This window comes from Bifidobacterium apicola (assembly GCF_042846865.1).
GTDB classification, from domain to species: domain Bacteria; phylum Actinomycetota; class Actinomycetes; order Actinomycetales; family Bifidobacteriaceae; genus Bombiscardovia; species Bombiscardovia apicola.
In genome coordinates, this window is the sequence record NZ_BAAFQQ010000001.1 from 526,702 (window position 1) to 544,093 (window position 17,392).

Here is a 17,392-nt window from a genome sequence, read left to right on the forward strand (position 1 = left end):
CCGTCACCCTGCCGACCGGGCGCAGTATTCAATTCATGCTTTGGCACAGTAGTTGCATCTCCTCCAACAGTTCAGGACCATTTAGGACGGTCACCCTTCGCCTGCCTCCATTATGCCCGATTAGGCCCTCCCTGAGTCCTTGCGAGCAATGTGTTGGCCGGCCATGGTCAGAATCTGCTCAGCCATCACCTGAGCGGCATCGCGAATCCCGTACCCCCAGGCCCGGCGGCGCATGTCAGCCAGCCTATCCTTATCAGCCATAAGCGCAGGGACGTGCTCGGCCACCCATTTGGCGTCCAGCGCAGCATCATCGACCATGAGCCCTCCCCCGGCCTGGACGACTGGCTGGGCGTTGAACCGCTGCTCCCCGTTGCCGATGGGCAGGGGCACATAGACGGCGGGCACGCCCAGGGCGGCCAGCTCGCTTACAGATCCTGCACCAGCCCGGCAGACCACCAGATCAGCACAGGCGAAGGCCAGATCGATCCGCTCCAGGTATTCGGCCATGTGGTAGTCCCCCTGGCCCTGGCGAGTCGGGTCCAGATCGTTGATGACCGCATCCCCCAGTTCTGCCGCCACTTGCTCTTTGACCTGTTTGGCCTTGCCACGACCAGTCAGATGGATCACCTGGGTTCGTTCCAGCAGCTGCCGGGCCGCGCCAGCCACCGCCTTATTCAGACTGAGCGCACCCAGGGATCCCCCGGTGACCAGGAGGATGGGTCTATCGGGATCCAGACCCAAGGACTGTGCAGACTTCCTGCGAGCGCCCGAGGGATCAGTCTCCATCTGCTTGGCCAGTCGGGCGATGGCCGGCCGCAGGGGAAGACCCACGCGGCGCACAGGCACTCCGGCCCGGGCTCGGATGCCGGTATCCTCGTAGGCTGTACCTACGAAATCAGCCCAGCGAGCGCCCAGCTTGTTGGCCATGCCTGCCCGGGCGTTCTGCTCATGGACGACAATGGGCAGACCCAGGTTCCGTGCAGCCCTGTAGGCCGGCGCCGAGGCATAGCCGCCAAAGCCGACCACCAGGTCGGCCGACCGATCCTGCAGATATCCTCGGACGCGCTGCACCTCATGCCGCCAACGTTGAGGAAAGCCCAGAGCGGCCTTACTGGGACGACGAGGGAAGGGCACCTTCTCAATCAGGTCCAGGGGAAGTCCAGCGGCCGGCACCAGGTCGTGCTCCAGTCCGACAGCAGTGCCGATCACGCTGACGACAGCCTGGGGGCAACGCTCCCGAATGGCCGCAGCCACACTGAGCAGAGGGTTGACATGCCCTGCCGTCCCCCCACCAGCCAGCACCAGACGGGGACCAGCACCTTTTCCGGCATGCTCCTGGCCGTCCCCAGGCATCCCGTTCTCAGTCCTCGTCGCTGTCGTCATCCGCGAATCCGCTTCCTTTCCGCCATATCCATTCCCTATCTCAGGACCCGTCCGTGGCCGCCTTCACATCCGGTTGAGTCCGAATCATCTGCAGGGCCACCCCGGCCGATGCCAGACAGGAGATCAGGGCAGTCCCTCCAGCCGAAACGAATGGCAGGGGCAGCCCGATGACCGGCAGCAGGCCCAGGACCACGCAGATGTTGACCAGGGCCTGGCCCACCAGCCACACATCCAGACAGATCAGCACCATGCCCGCATACCGATTCCTGGTGGTCAGGGCAATCCTCAGCATGCACCAGCCCATGACCACGAAGACCAGAATAAGCATGGCTGCCCCTACGAAGCCCAGCTCTTCACCGATGACAGCAAAGATAAAGTCATTGTGCGCCTCGGGCAGGTAGTTCCACTTCTCCCTTGAGTTGCCCAGCCCTACTCCAGTCAATCCCCCGGAAGCCATGGCATAAAGCCCGTGAATGGACTGGTAGCAGACTCCCTGAATGTCATCCGCCGAGCACTTGCCATAGGCAGCCATGATCCGCTGGGTACGGTTGCTGTTGCCATAGACTGAAAAACCGACGACAGCAGCCATCCCCAGGACTGCCAGGCTGAGCAGCCAGCGCAGGGGGAATCCTGAGACCAGGAAGGCCACAAAACCGATAATCACAATGATCATGGCGGTTCCCAGATCCTTGCCCAGCATGATCAGCAGAAAACTGACTATAAATCCGACAGCCGGCTTGGCATAGGCCTTCGCCAGGGTCTTCAAGTCGGGATCCTTGCCAGCCTGCTGCTGGGCTTCGATCAGGGCTTGGGGCAGCCACAGACACAGGGCCAGCTTGAGCAACTCAGCCGGCTGCATGGAGATGCCGCCCACCGAGATCCAACCCTCATTGCCGTTGGCGGAACGCCCCAGCGGCGTACGGGTCAGCAGCTGGATGCCCTGGCTGGCGATCAGAAACCCGGTGCTCCAGTTCCGGTAGTGGTCGACGCTGATCCTGACCGCCAAAAGGGCCAGCACCAGACCCGCCACCGCATATATGCTCTGGCGAATGACCTGACTCCAGGGTGAGCTGCCCTGGGCCACCAGATCCACAGCCGAGGAGGAGAAGACCATCATCAGACCGAAGACTGTAGTAGCGACGACCGTAGCCAGAAAGCCGTAGTAGCACCAGAGCGGGTTGAGAATAGCCCGCCAGCCCCGGTAGTCCCCCTTGCCGTCAGACCCGCGGGAGGAGGCCGTGTGTGGATCAGTGTCGCGCTTCATGCTCGTGGACCCACTGTTTGGCCTGCTTGGCAAACTGGTCGCCTCGGTCGGCATAAGATGCGAACTGATCCATGGATGCACAGGCAGGCGCCAACAGAACCACCTGACCGGGCTGCGCATAGGAGCCTGCAGCCTGAACAGCCTGGGCCATGACCTGATCTCCATCGCCAGGATCAATCAGAGTAACCGGCAGATCGGGTGCCTGGTCCTTGATGGCCTGGACCATGGGCTGCTGATCCTGGCCGATGACCACGGCTGCAGCCAGCTTGGACCTGCGGGACCGAACCAGATCGTCAAAGCGGGCGCCTTTGGCCAGCCCACCAGCCAGCCAGACCACCTGGCCGTCATGGTAGCTGGCCAAGGAAGCCTCGGCGGCATGGGCATTGGTGGCCTTGGAATCGTCTACAAAGCGAATGGCCTGCGAACCCTGACCCAGGGTGGCCACGGTGCTGATCCTATGGTCGCCGGGCGTGAAGGCGCGCATGGCCTCGATGGCCGCGTCGACGCGGGCTCCAGCACCCAGAGCCAAGGCTAGAGCGCATAGGGCATCAGCAAGCAGATGGGGATAGACAGTGCCGTCAGGCTCGCTCAGGTCCGTCAACTCGGCCACCTGGACCAGTCTGACGCCCTCTTCAAGATCCTGACCCGTCAATCCACTGCGATCCACGACCCAGCCGTCCTCCACACCCAGCTGCCCAGACTCGGGCCGCCCCAAGGTGAAGCCCACCCTTCGGCAACCGGGGGCTGGCTGAGCCTGTCTGGCCAAATCAGAGACACGGAAGTCATCTGCGTTGTAGACCAGTGCCTTGCGCACGCCCCGGTAAATGTGTGCTTTGTCGGCCGCATAGGCCTCGAATCCCCCATGCCAATCCAGATGATCGTCGGCCAAATTGGTGATGGCCGCGCACTCCAGAGCCGCAGAGAAGGTAAAGTGCAGCTGGAAGGAGCTCAGCTCCACACAGAGCATGTCGTTGGCTGGGTCCAGGACGGCTGTCGAGACGGCCTTGCCGATGTTGCCCACCGCAGGAGCTGTGAACCCGCTGGCCTGCATCATGGCAGCAACCATTCTGGTGGTTGAGGTCTTGCCGTTGGTGCCGGTGATCCCGATCCAGGGCGCTGGCCGGCCGGTACGTACTGAAGGCACCCGCAGCATCCAAGCCATCTCCACCTCGCTGACCACGGGAATGCCCCGACGCTGCGCCTCAACTATGAACGGAGTACGCGGATTGAAGACGGGCGAAGCCATGACCAGGTCCACCTGGTCCCAGTCCACTTGATCGAAGTCACGAAGATCAGCCTGTGGAGCAGACTGGTCCACAGTGGTCACCCCGGCCGCCCGGCCTCGCAAGGCTGCAGCCACGCTCCGTCCGGAAATGCCCAGTCCGGCTACCAACACCCGCTTCCGGCTCAAGTCCATATCCACGAACACCTCACTCCGTTAGCTCCGGCATCTTGCTTGGCATGATACCGGCTGCCGAGGGCCAGCACCATAAATGGACGGAATCAGATGGTCAGCCCTGAGCGGACCACCCAGTCTGCATAGAAGCAGACCAAGGCCAGCAGGACGAAGATCAGGTCGATCATCCAGAACCGCACAACCACCTTGGACTCCTGCCAGCCCATCAGCTCAAAATGGTGATGGATGGGCGCCATCTTGAAGACCCTCTTGTGGGTGAGCTTGAAGTATCCCACCTGGATGACGTCGGATGCGGCCTCTCCTACAAAGAGCCCTCCTAGAATGACCGCCAGCAGCTCGGTATGGGTAGCGATGGACAGGGCCGCGAAGAGCCCGCCCAGAGCCAAGGATCCGGTGTCACCCATGAAAATGGAGGCCGGATTGGTGTTGTACCAGAGGAATCCGAAGCAGGCCACGGCCGCGCAACAGGCGATAATGGCCAGGTCCAGTGGGTCGGAGACCGCGTAGGCGTGGCCTGGATGGCCGCCGCCCTTCAAGTGGTAGCTCTCCCAGAAGGCGATGATCGTGTAACCCACGAAGGCGATCATGGAGGAGCCCGAGGCCAGCCCGTCCAGGCCATCAGTCAGGTTGACCGCATTGCTCCAGGCCGTCATCAGCAGATTGACCCAGATGATGAAAAGCACCACGGACAGGATGCTGCCCGCCATTCGGAAGTCGATGATGGGCTGCTCCACGAAGGATATGCCCGGCTGAGCGCTGGGATAGCCGTTTTTGGTGGGCAGCTTCAGAGCCAGCACCGCGTAAATGGTGGCCAGTATGAACTGGCCAATGAATTTGGCCCTGACCGACAGACCCAGATTCTGCTTCTTGCGCACCTTGGCGAAGTCGTCGATGAAGCCCAGGAAACCCATGGAGAGCATGGCGAACAGGACCAGCATGGCCGACAGGGACACGGATTCCCCCCGCGACAGGTAGCGGTAGAGGGCCGAGGCTGCCCAGCCCAGCAGGATGGCCAGGTTGATGACCACTCCGCCCATGGTCGGGGTGCCACGCTTGACCAAGTGGGACTTAGGGCCGTCTTGGCGAATGTACTGGCCGTAGTGCAGGCGGTTGACCAGCCTTATCAGCATTGGGGTCCCCGCCAGCGTCACCACCAAGGCGACCAGGATTCCGATGATGAGGGCAATCACAGTGTGTACTCCAACTCTTGGATTCTGTCCTTGAACGTTCGACCCCGCTGCGGGGATGCCTGTTGGTTCATGTCTCAGCCCTGCCACCGATCGGCCAGATCGGACAGACCAGACATATGCGAGCCCTTGAGCAAAACAAGATCCTGCCGATCCGAATGCCTGGCACATAGCTGGCGAACCATCCGGTCGGCCTGATCAGCGTCCTGGGCAAAGAGCACCCGCATGGCTCCAGACTGATCCTTGTTCGGATCAGATGGGCCACCGGCACCACGGACCAGGGCTTGGACCAGACCATCCATCTGTTGATCCCGGCAACCCACCGCGACCAATGCATCGATGCCCTCGCGACGGCAATAAGCGCCGATCTCCCGGTGCAGCTGCTCCCCTTGATCGCCCAATTCAAGCATGACCCCCAGGACGGCTATCCGATAGACCGGGCCATCAAATTTCTTCCAGGCGGCCAGAGCATCCAGACCGGCCCGCACGGAGTCGGGATTGGCGTTGAAGGAATCATCGATCAGGGTGAAGGAGACATCCTGCAGCTGGACCGAAGATACGGCCATCCGATGCGGGCTGATCCGCCGCTGTCGCCTTAGCTCATCGGCGATGCGCTCTGCATCCAGACCCAGGGAATGGGCTACCGTGGCGGCGGCCAGGGCGTTCATGACGTTGTGCCGTCCCGGGATGCCCAGACGCAGCTGAACTGGCTGCTGGCCGCGCAAACACAGCTCGAAGGCGGGCCTGTCCAGGCCGTCACTGTCCAGGTAGCGGGCTGAGCCGTCCAGGTCGCGTTCCCGTCCGCCGTCCTCAGCGGCCGTGCCAAACCGCAGAACAGGCCCGGTTGCCAAATCAGCCATGGCAGCCACCCGGGAATCGTCTGCATTGAGCACGGCAGTCCCTCCTGACACCAGGCCTTGCACGATCTCGCTCTTGGCCTGGGCAATGCGCTCCACGGAACCGAATTCGCCCAGATGGGCCACCCCCACCTTAAGGACCAGGGCCATATCCGGGGGAACCATCCGGGTCAGACTTGCTATCTCGCCCACGTGATTGGCGCCCATCTCTGCCACCAGGTAGCGAGTGTCCGGCCCGACTTCCAAGGCAGTCAGAGGAAGACCGATCTCATTGTTGAAAGACCCGACTGGAGCCACCACAGAACCCAGCAGGGCCAGCAAGGAGGCCAGCAGATCCTTGGTCGTGGTCTTGCCGACAGAGCCGGTGATGCCAATGACTGTGAAGGGGCCTGAGTCCTTGCGCCGACGGTCTATGTTGGCCCGCGCCAACAGCCCTAGGGCCGCAACGGTATCGTCCACAAGAATCTGCGGCAGATCAGCGCCCGGAACGAGGTGGTCGACCAGAGCCGCACGGCAGCCCCTGGCCCCCAGGCCGGGAACATAGTCATGACCGTCCACGTGCTCGCCTTTTATGGCTACAAAGAGTCCATCAGCCCCCGCCTGCCGGGAGTCGCTCACCACCCGCATGCGCACGGACCGCCGGTCGGGTTGGTGACCGTGACCGACATCAACCAGCCGACCGTGCACATATCCGACGACCTCATCCAGGGTCATGGGCATGGACCCGGCCTCTACAGACTGACTCATCCTCACCTCTCAGGACATTTCGCGGGAGACGCGCAGGGCGCTCCTGATGTTGTTGCGTTTGACTCCGGCGGCCATGGTCATGGCGATGCACAGGGACAGATCATCGCTCAGGGCATCAGCGGGCAGTGACTGGCGAGCCAACCCGTCTGATTCCTCGTTGCGTCGGGCCACAATGGTGTGCCCGCCCAGGTTGAATCCATAGCGGCGGGCCTTGGAGATCAGCCGCACGTGCCGCACATCCCTGGTGGAACCCTCCTGGGCGCCCAGGGCAACCACATCCAGATCCACCGCCTGCAGGGCATCCCTGGCCAAGGTCTGATCTTCCACGGAAATGACGATGGCGGCCGCCCCATCCTCCAGAGCGATGGACAGAGCGCGCTGCACATCGAACATGCTCAGGGGATATTCCAGATCAAGTCGCCGGTCCAGCGAGTACGAACCTTTGGCGCTGAGAATGCCGACGGGATTGCCCAGCACATGCAGAAAGTCGGCCAAGAGGTCCACCTGGTCCTGAACCTGGGAACCGACCAGGGCGAACACGGCCAGAGCTCCCGAAGGATCACCGGCGGCATTGGCCAGCAACTGCCCCATCTGCCAGGCGTGCATAGTGCCGAAGAGCAAAGGTATGCGGGCCCGCCCCACCTCTTGGCGGGCCGAAGTCGGCAGCAGAGCGGCATAGGCCCCACGACGCTCAGCCTCCTCGACCATGCCCTGATCCACCTGCTGGTCTGCAGGCACGTAAAGACTTCCGGGCCGCACCGAGGGAAGGTCGTCCACTAGTGAGGTCACTGTGACCGGTTCAGCAAAGTCAGGCACCAGGGTCAGTCCGTAGCGCCCCTTGAGCTGGCCCAGGGTCAACCGTCGGGAGATTGATTCGCTCAGCGCGCTCATGCTGCAATCTCTCCTTCGTTCGGAAACGCCATGATGCCTGCCGGTATCACCATGTTACTGGGATAGCATCGGTTCTGGGGGAGGACGTGGGGACCTGGTATTTCTGCATAAGGAATTCACCGATCTGAGCGAAGATGGGACCTGCGGTAATAGCGCCGAAAACCCCGGCGGCGCTTTGAGGGTTCTTCAACACCACGGTGACTACAAAATGCGGATCGTCAGCAGGCAGTATGCCCACCCAATCGCTGATGATGCCGCCCAGGCCGCCGGAGCTGTCGGCCACCTCGGCGGTGCCTGTCTTGGCGGCAACTCGATAGCCCTCCACATTGACTATCTTCTCGTATTTCTCAGTCACTGATTCCATCGCGTTCATAACATCGGCGGCCACCTTCTCGTCCACGACTCTGACCGGATTGGCTTTGACCGTGCCTTGGCCGCGGACTATTGTCTGGTCGGAACGGACCCCCTTGTTGGCCAGAGTGGCGACGGCATTGGTCAGCTGGACAGCATTGGTGGCATAGCCCTGGCCGAACAGAATCGTGTTGCGGGTGCGGCGGTCCCAGGTTTGAGGCGCGGTCAGCAATCCTTTGGACTCCCCCGGCAGACCCAGGGCTGAAACCTGTCCGATGCCAAAGCGCGTCAGATAGTCGTAGCGCTTCTGGTCCGGATAGTTCTGACCGGCCATGACCATGCCCACGTTGGAGGAATTCTGTATGATGCCGGCAAGCGTCCAATGCTCGGCTCCATGATCAGAGGAATCCTTGTACTGCTGGTTATCCACAGTGATATGGTCGGGCACCGTAAAGCGATCCGTCATGGAGTGCATCTGCTCCTGGAGCATGCCTGCAGCTGAGATGGTTTTGCCGACGGAGCCGGGCTCGAAGGTCTCCGCCACTGCCCGGGACGAGTTGACTTTGGCCTGGTCACTGCCCGCCTGGTAATCGTCGGTGTCAGCCAGGGCCAGGATCTCGTTGGTGCGGGTGTCCTGGACCACCGCTAGGCCCCAGTCCGCATGATAGCGCTCGCAGCCTGACTTGAGGGCCTGCCGGACGTACCAGAGCACGTCCTGATCAATGGTCAGGGTGACGTCCTTGCCGTTGACCGGATTGCGCTGACGGGTCACGGTTCCAGGAATCTCCTGCCCCAGCATCCCCTGCTGATAGACGGTATAGCCGTCAGTGCCGGTCAACCGCTGATTCTCCATCTGCTCAATTCCGGCCACACCCTTGCCGCTGTCGTCGATGCCGCCGATCAGGGCTCCCATCAGATCCGCATGGGGGTAGGTACGCTCGCTGCTCAGCTCAGCCGTGACGATCCCCTGCAGCCCCAGCTTGTCTATGGCACGCTTGACCTCGGGAGTCACCCGCTTGGCCAGGACCACGTACCGTCCAGGGACGCTGAGCTTGCCACCCAGCTCCATGGCGTTCATTCCCAGAACCGGTGCCAGGAGCCGGGCCACCCCAGCAGCACCGTCAGCGCCAACTGGATGTCCTTTGATGCTATGGCAGTTGTCGCCAGTGCGCTTGGTGCAGTTGACAGGTATGAAGGAGGCGGCTGCCTCGGGGTCGCCGATGATGTTGTATCGCTCCAGGCTCTGGGCCAGTACACGGCCGTTGACATCCAGGATGCGGCCACGCTGGGCCTTGATGGTATGCGGCACGGTGCGACCCGCAGCAGCGGCCTGTGCCATGGACCTTCCGTCAAAGAGCTGGATATAGGCCAGTTTGCCCAGAGCCAGCGATGCCACGATAGCTAGTATCAGGCCCACAGACAGCGAACGCTTGCAAAAGGACAGGTGCCAGGAGCGCTTGCTTTCCTTGCCGCTCATGGCTGACCCGCCTTGCCCTGAGGAGGCTTATAGCCCTGCAGATCAATGGAATTCAGGCCTTGCTGGGGCTGCATGCCAAGCTGCTGGGCCTTGTCCGGCAGGGAGGCCTGAAGCTGGTCGAGTTTGTTCTGGTCGTCCTGGACGTCCTGGGTGAGATTGCTGATCTCATGCTGAACCCGGGTGGCCTCGAAGGAATCCTGGACCATCTGGGTGCGCAACATCAGCGATCCGAACATGCAGGCGGCCAGAAAAACCACGGAGGCCATGATGCGCAACAGAGGGTTGCCGCGGGTCCGCGTCCAGCCGATCAGACGCCTGGCACCCTCAGCTACTGGACCACGTTCGGGATGGCGGTCCTTGCCCGGCTTGCCTGTGCCCTTGATCAGACTGAGCTCAGGCCTGGTGGGCAACTCCTGGATGCGTGGATGCCCCTTGTCCGGAGAGACCTTGGAACGGACTGAACGTGCTGGCATGGTCATGGCCGACGCCTCGATCCCAAACCATGGTCGAGATGCCGATGACGCCGACCTGAGCCCTCCCCACGGGCCTCAGACTGAAGTCGACGACGACGCTCCTCTGGGATGGCTCCGATCATCTCGACGGCTCGCAGACGCACTGAGGCGGAACGGGGGTTGCGTTCCCGTTCGGCGGGGTCAGCCTTGATGGCACCATGTGTCAGATCCGACAGATAGGGGCGAGCCTGATCCGGCACCACCGGCATGCCTGCTGGCAGATCCACATGCAACCCTGGCGCCATGAAACGCTTGACCATGCGGTCCTCTAGGGAGTGATAAGACTCCACGACCAGACGACCCCCATGAGCCAGCCGCAGAATGGCCTGGGGCAGGGTGCGACTCAAACGATCCAGTTCCCCGTTGACCTCGATGCGCAGGGCCTGGAAGACCCTCTTAGCTGGATTGCCCGGGGGGCGGTGGCCACGGGGCACTACCTTGTCGACCAGACGGTCAAGCTGGGCCGAGGTGGTCAGCGGCTGCTCCCGCCTGGCCTCGACGATGGCCCGTGCGATGCGCCCTGAATAGCGCTCCTCCCCGTATCGGGAGAAGATGTCAGCCAAACGTTCCTGGTCGTATTCAGCTAAGACCTGCGCGGCCGTCAACTCCTGGCTGGTGTCCATGCGCATGTCCAGCGGAGCATCCTGCCGGTAGGTGAATCCCCTGTCGCGCTGATCGATCTGCAGAGAGGACAGCCCCAGATCCATAAAGACCAGATCCACCTGGCCCACACCCAGGGCATCCAGCTGCTCATCCAGCTGGTCAAAGGCAGCGTGCACCGGTGTAAAACGGTCGGCCAGACCTTCATCGCGCATCCGGCCAGTGGCCAGATCCAGGGCTTGACGGTCCCTGTCGATGCCAATAAGACGGGCATCAGGACAGGACTTGAGAAAGGCGGTGGCATGCCCGGCCAGGCCTAGCGTGCAATCCACGGCCACGGCCCCCGGATGACCTAAAGCGGGACGGACCAGTTCAAGGCAGCTTTCCAGCAGCACGGGACGGTGGACCATACCCCTGTCCACAGCCTCTTGGTCGGGAGGATTGCGATTTTCCATGAGGGCCTCCATCAGCAATCCACCGCCGGAAGAACATCGTCAGCGATATCAGCGTAGCCCTGCTCCTTGCTGTCCAGGTAGGCGGACCAGGCATCCTGATCCCAGATCTCAGCACGGGTGCCCACGCCGATGACCACGACAAGCTCGGTCAACCGTGCATAGGAACGGAGCATGGGCGGGATCAGGATGCGGCCCTGCTTGTCGGGGACTTGGTCGACGGCACCGGACAGAAATACGCGCAGATAGTCCCTGGCCGACTTGTCGCCCATGGAAGTGTGTTGGATGCGCACGGCCATCCGCTGAAATTCCTCAGTGGGCAACAGACTGACGCAGCGTTCCTGGCCACGGGCCATGACCAGGCCCTGACCCAGCCGGGAACGGAACTTGGCCGGCAGGGCCAGGCGGCCCTTGGCATCCATCTTGGGAGTGTAGGTGCCCAGGAGCATGGGCGGCAGGGACGGCGAGGCGGCATCTGCGTCATATGTATCGGTCATGCCCACCTCCTTGCCTGTTGGTCACCTTGGGAAGGCCTCATCGTGTAGCACCCCTACGCAATGCTCCCCACTTTACCCCACTTACCCCCATCAATCACCACTTTAACCCCACTTCAGGCTCAAACCCAGCCATTCGCCTCACCAAAAGGTCCGCATCGGCGTTTCGCCACTCGGGAAGGAGAAGATGACTAAGGGTCTGCCAGGCCTAAAAAGTAGAGGACAAGCGGTATATTGGATCATCCGATTTTGAACATTCCACAGAACGGACGCACATGTCGAGCTATTCCTCACAGCTGCATGAAGAGCAGACGGCAGTGGACAGGGCTTATGGCCGTCTGGACGAGCTGCGGACGCAGGCCAGAACCAGACTGGATGCGGTTCGGGCCGCCGGCTCCCACGGATCACCCACCCAACGCACTGAGCGGGATTCCTTCGCCAACATGTACGAGGACCGGCTCACCCAGCTGCGAGCCGTGGAGGACCGACTGGTCTTCGGCCGACTGGATACAGCCCAGGGGAATCGCCGATATATCGGGCGACTGGGCCTTCTGGACAGCAACCACGAGCCCATCCTGACCGACTGGCGGGCCGAGGCCGCGCGACCCTTCTACGAGGCCACCCCAGCGGACCATGGCGACATCGTCATGCGTCGACACATCACCCTCAACTTCCGCCAGGTCACCGGCATCGAAGATGAGGTTCTGGATATGTCGGCCCCAGAAGTGGACAGGGCAGCCCAGGGAGGGACCCTGGCCGGCGAGGGCGCGCTCATGGCCTCCCTGTCCAGCCGTCGCACCGGGCAAATGACCGACATCGTAGCCACCATCCAGGCCGAACAGGACCGGATCATCCGCTCCCCCATGACCCGCCCACTAGTGGTGCAGGGAGGACCGGGCACCGGCAAGACGGCCGTGGCCCTGCACCGGGCGGCCTATTTGCTCTACACCCATCGGCGCAGACTGGAAAGCTCGGGCGTGCTGATCGTTGGGCCCACCAACGCCTTCCTGCATTACATTGACCAAGTCCTGCCGTCCTTGGGCGAGACTGGAGTGCTCAGCCGCACCATGGGCGACCTCATTCCCGGCATCAGCACCGAACGCCGGGAAGACCCGCACGTAGCCCGACTCAAGGGAGACATCCGCATGGCCGAGGCCGTAGCCAACGCTGTCGCCGCCCGGGAGCGGGTGCCTGCCTCCCTGCCCACGGTCAAGGTGGATGGAGTTGCCGTACCCATGCTGGCGGTTGACCTGGAGCAAGCTCTGGTCGATGCACGACGCAGCCATCAGCCCCACAACAAGGCCAGGAACACCTTCGTCCGCTCGGCCCTGAATGCCATGACTGCCCGCTATGCCGAGGGAGTGGACTATCAACCCGGAGCCGAGGAACTTGCCCGGGTCACCTCACTGCTGCGGCTGAACGAGCAGGTGCGACGGACCCTCAACCTAGCCTGGCTGCCTATGAACCCCCGCTGGCTGGTCAACGATCTCTGGTCCAGACCAGACCGTCTGCATAGGTTCGCCCCCTGGCTGACTCCAGAGCAGATTGATCTGCTGACCCGACAGGATGGCGCAGAATTGACCGTATCCGACATCCCGATCCTGGATGAGGCCATGGAGCTGCTGGGCCCCGACCCCCGTCAGGCGGATCGTGACCAGGCCGAAAAAGCCCGCCAGGAAGAGGAACGCCGGTTTGCCAGCGACACCTTGGCCCAGAACGGCATCGGAACAGGCATCGTGACCTCGCAGATGCTGATGGATTCCATCAACGGCCAAGACGAGAACCAGGCAGCCGTTCAGGCGGCCGCCGACCGCGAATGGGTCTACGGGCACATCGTGGTTGACGAGGCCCAGGAACTGACGGCCATGGATTGGAGGATGCTGGTCAGGCGTTGTCCCTCCCGCTCCTTCACCATTGTCGGGGATGTGGCTCAGACGGCAGCTTTGGGCGGCACCCGGTCCTGGGCCTCCACCATGGATGCGCTTTTCGGTCCGGACGGATGGGAGCTGCGGCAGCTGACCATCGACTATCGCAATCCACGTCAGGTATCCAACCTGGCCTCCTCTTTCGCAGCCTCCGAGGGTCTTGAGGTTTCAACGCTCAAGGCCGTGCGCGAGGTGGAAGGCTCGGTGAGCCACTTGCGGGCAGGGGATCGGGAGAGTCTACTGGACCAGTTGCCTGACCTAGTGGATGAACTGGCAGAACGCCATCTGGGCAAGGACGGTACTGGACGCCTGGCGATCATAGTTCCCAGCTCCCTCAAAGCCAAGGTCATATCAAGGCTGCATATCAATCAGGAGCAGAAGCACCAGATCGCGGTCACAACCACTGGCCATACCAAGGGCTTGGAGTTCGATGCAGTGGTTCTTGTGGAGCCAGGAGCCATCCAGGACGAAGCCCCCTCCAGGCTGAGCGCAGCGGCTGACCTCTATGTGGCCATGACGCGCCCCACTCAGGAGCTTATAATCGCGCAGACCTCCGGGGATCAGAGGCTGCTGGATCTCGGTTGAGGGGCGCAAGCCTGCGACATGCTTGCCACCACTCGTTGATTGCCAGTAATAGGCTGACCTGAAGCTTCGGGACTGCCGCAGCTTGGGCAACTGATACGGCAATTGCTGATTTCAGGACTGTGCCGCAGCAGTCTGGTCTTCAGCAGTCTGCCCTTCAGTAGACTGATCCTCGGCTCGCAAGGTGTCGATGGCCTGCTGGAAGTCCTCCAGGTTGCTGAAGTTGCGGTAGACCGAAGCGAAGCGCAGATAGGCCACCTCGTCCAGTTCTCTGAGGGGCTTCAGAATTGCCCTGCCTACCTCTTCAGAATCGACCTGGGCCAGGCCACGCGAACGCAGATCCTCTTCGACCTGCTGGCCCAGAAGCTTCAGGTCATTTTCATCGATGGGCCTGCCCTGGCAGGCCTTCCTTACGCCAGAAATGACCTTGTCTCGGTTGAAGGGCTCGGCATTGCCTGAGCGTTTCATGACCAGGAGAATCGAGGTCTCCACCGTGGTGAACCGGCGCGAACATTGCGGACACTCACGGCGGCGTCGAATGGCATGGCCGTCGTCGCTGATTCGCGTATCCACAACCTTGGTATCGGGATTCTGGCAGAAAGGACAGTGCATAAGAAATATTTTAGCGCCAGAGGCCGCAAGACCCACATATACCGGGCCTATAAGCTTATAAACCTGAACAAACTCCTCGAATTCAGCAAGTAGGCTTTTCCTGGCTACAAATTATCGAGACATCGTCGCTGACGCTCTGAACCGGAAGGTCGCCGCCTCAATTGTCGCTGGGAATAATAATCCGATCGCCCACGCGCAGATTGGGTGAGGACATATTGTTTATCTGCATGATGCGGTCAACATTCTTGGTGACGTCCTCGCCGCGGGGGGTGATCGAGGCCGCATAAGACCAGACATTATCGCCTGGACGAACTGTTCTGGTGACGACCTCCTGCGGCCCGGGAGCAGAGGTGGCCGGTCGAGCCATCCATCCGAACCCAGCCAGGATCAGGGCGCCTACAGCCAGAAAAACCGCGAATCTGCGCACTATGGCACCCGCAAAACCCTGCTTGGATGCGCAGGCTTTGACGGCCTTGCGAAGACGAAGCATGACGAACGAAAATGCGGAACTGATATACGCCCGGCAGACCGAGGACAGGTTCGACGGCGTAGATATGCGGGAACTGACACAGGTACGAACAACCACGGCACACCTCTTTCGAACATTTGTTCTATCGAACAGATGTTCTCATTCTGACACCGAAAGCGTCATTTGGCAAGGCCGATTCGAACATTTGTTTGATTTTTCGCTTCAGGCAGGTTAGACTGAGTCCAGTTTTCAAGGAAAGGAGCCCATCGTGAGCACCATCCCCTTTGTCGGGTCCACGGCTATGAGCTCTTTCAGCCAGTCCACTGCCTCCAGCAGCGCCGCCTCTCAGGAAACAGCCGAAGCCTCAGCGAAGAGCCGAGTGAGCGAAAAAGCGACAACCGCCAAGAGTCTGAATCAAGGGTCTGGACCCGAGCTGACCGATCGCCAGGCCAAGGTCTTGGAAGCCATCAAACGACACCTGTCAGAGCGCGGATTCCTGCCCTCCTACAGGGAAATAGGCAAAGATGCGGGACTGCGCAGCACTTCTTCCGTCAAGCACCAGCTTCAGGTGTTGCAGGATCTGGGTTACATCCGTCTGACTGCCAACAAGGGACGTGCCATAGAGCTGGTCCAGGATCAGCCTGAGCCAATCGCTGGAACCGCCAGGATCATGCCCTTTCCTGATACGCAGACCGACGAGGCCATCATGCAATCGCGTGATGTGCCCCTGGTCGGCAGAATCGCAGCAGGCCAGCCGATTTTAGCCGAGCAGCACGTGGACGATGTCATGCGTCTGCCCGAACGTCTGACCGGCTCCGGCGAACTCTTCATGCTTGAGGTTCATGGGGATTCCATGGTCGATGCCGCCATCTGCGACGGAGATTTTGTGGTGGTCCGCCGCCAGCAGGAGGCTGAGAACGGAGATATCGTCGCAGCTTTGCTGGACGATGGGGCTACAGTAAAGACCTTCCGCCGCGAGGACGGACATGTTTGGCTGATTCCCCACAACCCGTCATACTCTCCCATTGACGGCACCCACGCCGTCATCATGGGCAAGGTGGTCACCGTCCTGCGAAAGATCTGATGCCGACAGCCTTGTATTCATCCCGCAGATACTCGCACTTTTTCGTAGACTAAATCCTGGTGGATGAGTTTAGCGAGGCACCTTTTGAGAAACCGCAGCGAGGGCTACATGTCCAAATGTTCGCCGCTGCTGTCCCGGTGCCCCTGCTGTTCTATCTGAAAGGTCGTATGCTCGACTGAGACCGGAAAATGATCACGCAGGCAACGCTGCATGCTGGTCAGAATACGCTCGTTCTCGACAGCCGATGTGCCCTGGGGCACAATCACATGCGCAGTCAGCTGCGGCAGGCCGGTGGAGACACTGCTGGCATGCAGATCATGAACCTCAAGCACGCCAGGCACACCCTCCAAATGCTTCCTGACCTTGGCCATATCGAGCTCCGCTGGAGTCTCCTCAAGAAGCACGGAGACGCTGCTGGACAGCAATTTGATCGCGCGAGGAATCATCAGAAGAGCGATCAGACCTCCAGCCACGGCATCGAACCCGGACCAGCCGGTGACCATCATGACTGCAGCTGATATCAAGACAGCCACCGAGCCCAATGCGTCGTTGACCACCTCGAGAAAAGCGGCACGCATGTTCAAATTGTCCTTATGTCCTGAGGCCAAGACCAGGATGGACCCCACATTAGCGGCCAGACCCAAGACGCCAAAGAAGAGCAGCAACCCCTGCTGATGAACCTGGTCCCGCCCGGGCGACCAGAGCCGCAAGACTGCCTCCACAATGGCGTAAATACCTATAGCCAGCAATACCAGAGCCCCGCCAGCGGCCGTGATCACCTCCAGACGAGACCAACCCCAGGTCCGACGGTCCGTGGGACGCCGCTCCATCAACACAGCAGTGACCGTGGAGGCAATCAGCACAGCCATGTCGGTCATCATGTGCCCGGCGTCGACCAGCAAGGCCAAGCTGCGGGTGACCAAAGCACCGACGACTTCGGCCACGAAGACCGACCCCGTCAGCGCCAAGGTCGTCAGCAACTGTCGACGATGGGCGGATCCGCCGCTCTGGACACTACCTTCATGACCACTCATGCATACCCCGATTCATCAGTCACCAAGGTATGTCATCAGGGGTCCACAAGGCAA

At 61.3% G+C, this 17,392-nt stretch carries 15 protein-coding genes; 2 read left to right on the top strand and 13 right to left on the bottom strand.

Annotated elements, in window-relative coordinates:
- Nucleotides 1-120: 120 nt before the first annotated feature.
- From ACGG9J_RS02385 to mraZ, 10 genes are all read right to left on the bottom strand, one after another.
- Nucleotides 121-1,353 (bottom strand): UDP-N-acetylglucosamine--N-acetylmuramyl-(pentapeptide) pyrophosphoryl-undecaprenol N-acetylglucosamine transferase, encoded by a 1,233-nt coding sequence (locus ACGG9J_RS02385; RefSeq protein ID WP_390135289.1) that lies wholly within the window; start codon nt 1,351-1,353, stop codon nt 121-123.
- Nucleotides 1,354-1,423: 70 nt separating this feature from the next.
- The gene (locus ACGG9J_RS02390; RefSeq protein WP_390133267.1) at nt 1,424-2,647 is read right to left on the bottom strand and encodes a peptidoglycan glycosyltransferase FtsW; all 1,224 of its coding nucleotides are present in this window, start codon (nt 2,645-2,647) and stop codon (nt 1,424-1,426) included.
- Entirely contained in the window at nt 2,631-4,070 is a 1,440-nt protein-coding gene (murD, locus tag ACGG9J_RS02395; protein WP_390133269.1) for a UDP-N-acetylmuramoyl-L-alanine--D-glutamate ligase, read from the bottom strand. Before murD ends, ACGG9J_RS02390 begins: the two co-directional genes overlap by 17 nt.
- An 80-nt stretch (nt 4,071-4,150) precedes the next feature.
- Nucleotides 4,151-5,254, bottom strand: a complete 1,104-nt coding sequence (gene mraY / locus ACGG9J_RS02400; protein ID WP_390133271.1) for a phospho-N-acetylmuramoyl-pentapeptide-transferase — start codon at nt 5,252-5,254, stop codon at nt 4,151-4,153.
- A gap of 74 nt (nt 5,255-5,328) precedes the next feature.
- Nucleotides 5,329-6,855, bottom strand: a complete 1,527-nt coding sequence (locus ACGG9J_RS02405; RefSeq protein ID WP_390133273.1) for a UDP-N-acetylmuramoyl-tripeptide--D-alanyl-D-alanine ligase — start codon at nt 6,853-6,855, stop codon at nt 5,329-5,331.
- A 9-nt stretch (nt 6,856-6,864) separates the two neighbouring features.
- Nucleotides 6,865-7,746 (bottom strand): UDP-N-acetylmuramyl peptide synthase, encoded by an 882-nt coding sequence (locus ACGG9J_RS02410; protein ID WP_390133276.1) that lies wholly within the window; start codon nt 7,744-7,746, stop codon nt 6,865-6,867.
- A 46-nt stretch (nt 7,747-7,792) separates the two neighbouring features.
- Nucleotides 7,793-9,574: a peptidoglycan D,D-transpeptidase FtsI family protein gene (locus ACGG9J_RS02415; RefSeq protein WP_390133278.1), complete on the bottom strand. Its 1,782-nt coding sequence runs from the start codon at nt 9,572-9,574 to the stop codon at nt 7,793-7,795.
- The gene (locus ACGG9J_RS02420) at nt 9,571-10,053 is read right to left on the bottom strand and encodes a hypothetical protein (protein ID WP_390133280.1); all 483 of its coding nucleotides are present in this window, start codon (nt 10,051-10,053) and stop codon (nt 9,571-9,573) included. Before ACGG9J_RS02420 ends, ACGG9J_RS02415 begins: the two co-directional genes overlap by 4 nt.
- The gene (rsmH, locus tag ACGG9J_RS02425) at nt 10,050-11,141 is read right to left on the bottom strand and encodes a 16S rRNA (cytosine(1402)-N(4))-methyltransferase RsmH (protein ID WP_390133282.1); all 1,092 of its coding nucleotides are present in this window, start codon (nt 11,139-11,141) and stop codon (nt 10,050-10,052) included. The genes ACGG9J_RS02420 and rsmH overlap by 4 nt, the downstream gene beginning before the upstream one ends.
- Nucleotides 11,142-11,152: 11 nt before the next feature.
- Nucleotides 11,153-11,635 carry a division/cell wall cluster transcriptional repressor MraZ gene (gene mraZ / locus ACGG9J_RS02430; RefSeq protein ID WP_390133284.1) on the bottom strand — a complete coding sequence of 161 codons (483 nt, stop codon included), beginning with the start codon at nt 11,633-11,635 and terminating at the stop codon, nt 11,153-11,155.
- A gap of 272 nt (nt 11,636-11,907) precedes the next feature.
- On the opposite strand from mraZ, the gene ACGG9J_RS02435 reads away from it, so the two are divergent.
- Entirely contained in the window at nt 11,908-14,142 is a 2,235-nt protein-coding gene (locus tag ACGG9J_RS02435; protein ID WP_390133286.1) for a HelD family protein, read from the top strand.
- A 111-nt stretch (nt 14,143-14,253) separates the two neighbouring features.
- On the opposite strand, the gene nrdR is transcribed toward ACGG9J_RS02435, so the two are convergent.
- Both nrdR and ACGG9J_RS02445 read right to left on the bottom strand, forming a co-directional pair.
- Entirely contained in the window at nt 14,254-14,751 is a 498-nt protein-coding gene (gene nrdR / locus ACGG9J_RS02440) for a transcriptional regulator NrdR (RefSeq protein WP_390133288.1), read from the bottom strand.
- A 157-nt stretch (nt 14,752-14,908) separates the two neighbouring features.
- Nucleotides 14,909-15,337, bottom strand: coding sequence for a LysM peptidoglycan-binding domain-containing protein (locus ACGG9J_RS02445; RefSeq protein WP_390133290.1), 429 nt, complete (start codon nt 15,335-15,337; stop codon nt 14,909-14,911).
- A 262-nt stretch (nt 15,338-15,599) separates the two neighbouring features.
- Here ACGG9J_RS02445 and lexA point away from each other — a divergent pair, with 262 nt between their 5' ends.
- A complete protein-coding gene (gene lexA, locus ACGG9J_RS02450) occupies nt 15,600-16,304 on the top strand; it encodes a transcriptional repressor LexA (protein WP_390135290.1) in 705 nt (234 codons plus the stop codon).
- A gap of 104 nt (nt 16,305-16,408) precedes the next feature.
- Here lexA and ACGG9J_RS02455 read toward each other — a convergent pair whose 3' ends face one another.
- A complete protein-coding gene (locus tag ACGG9J_RS02455) occupies nt 16,409-17,338 on the bottom strand; it encodes a cation diffusion facilitator family transporter (RefSeq protein WP_390133292.1) in 930 nt (309 codons plus the stop codon).
- Nucleotides 17,339-17,392 lie beyond the last annotated feature (54 nt).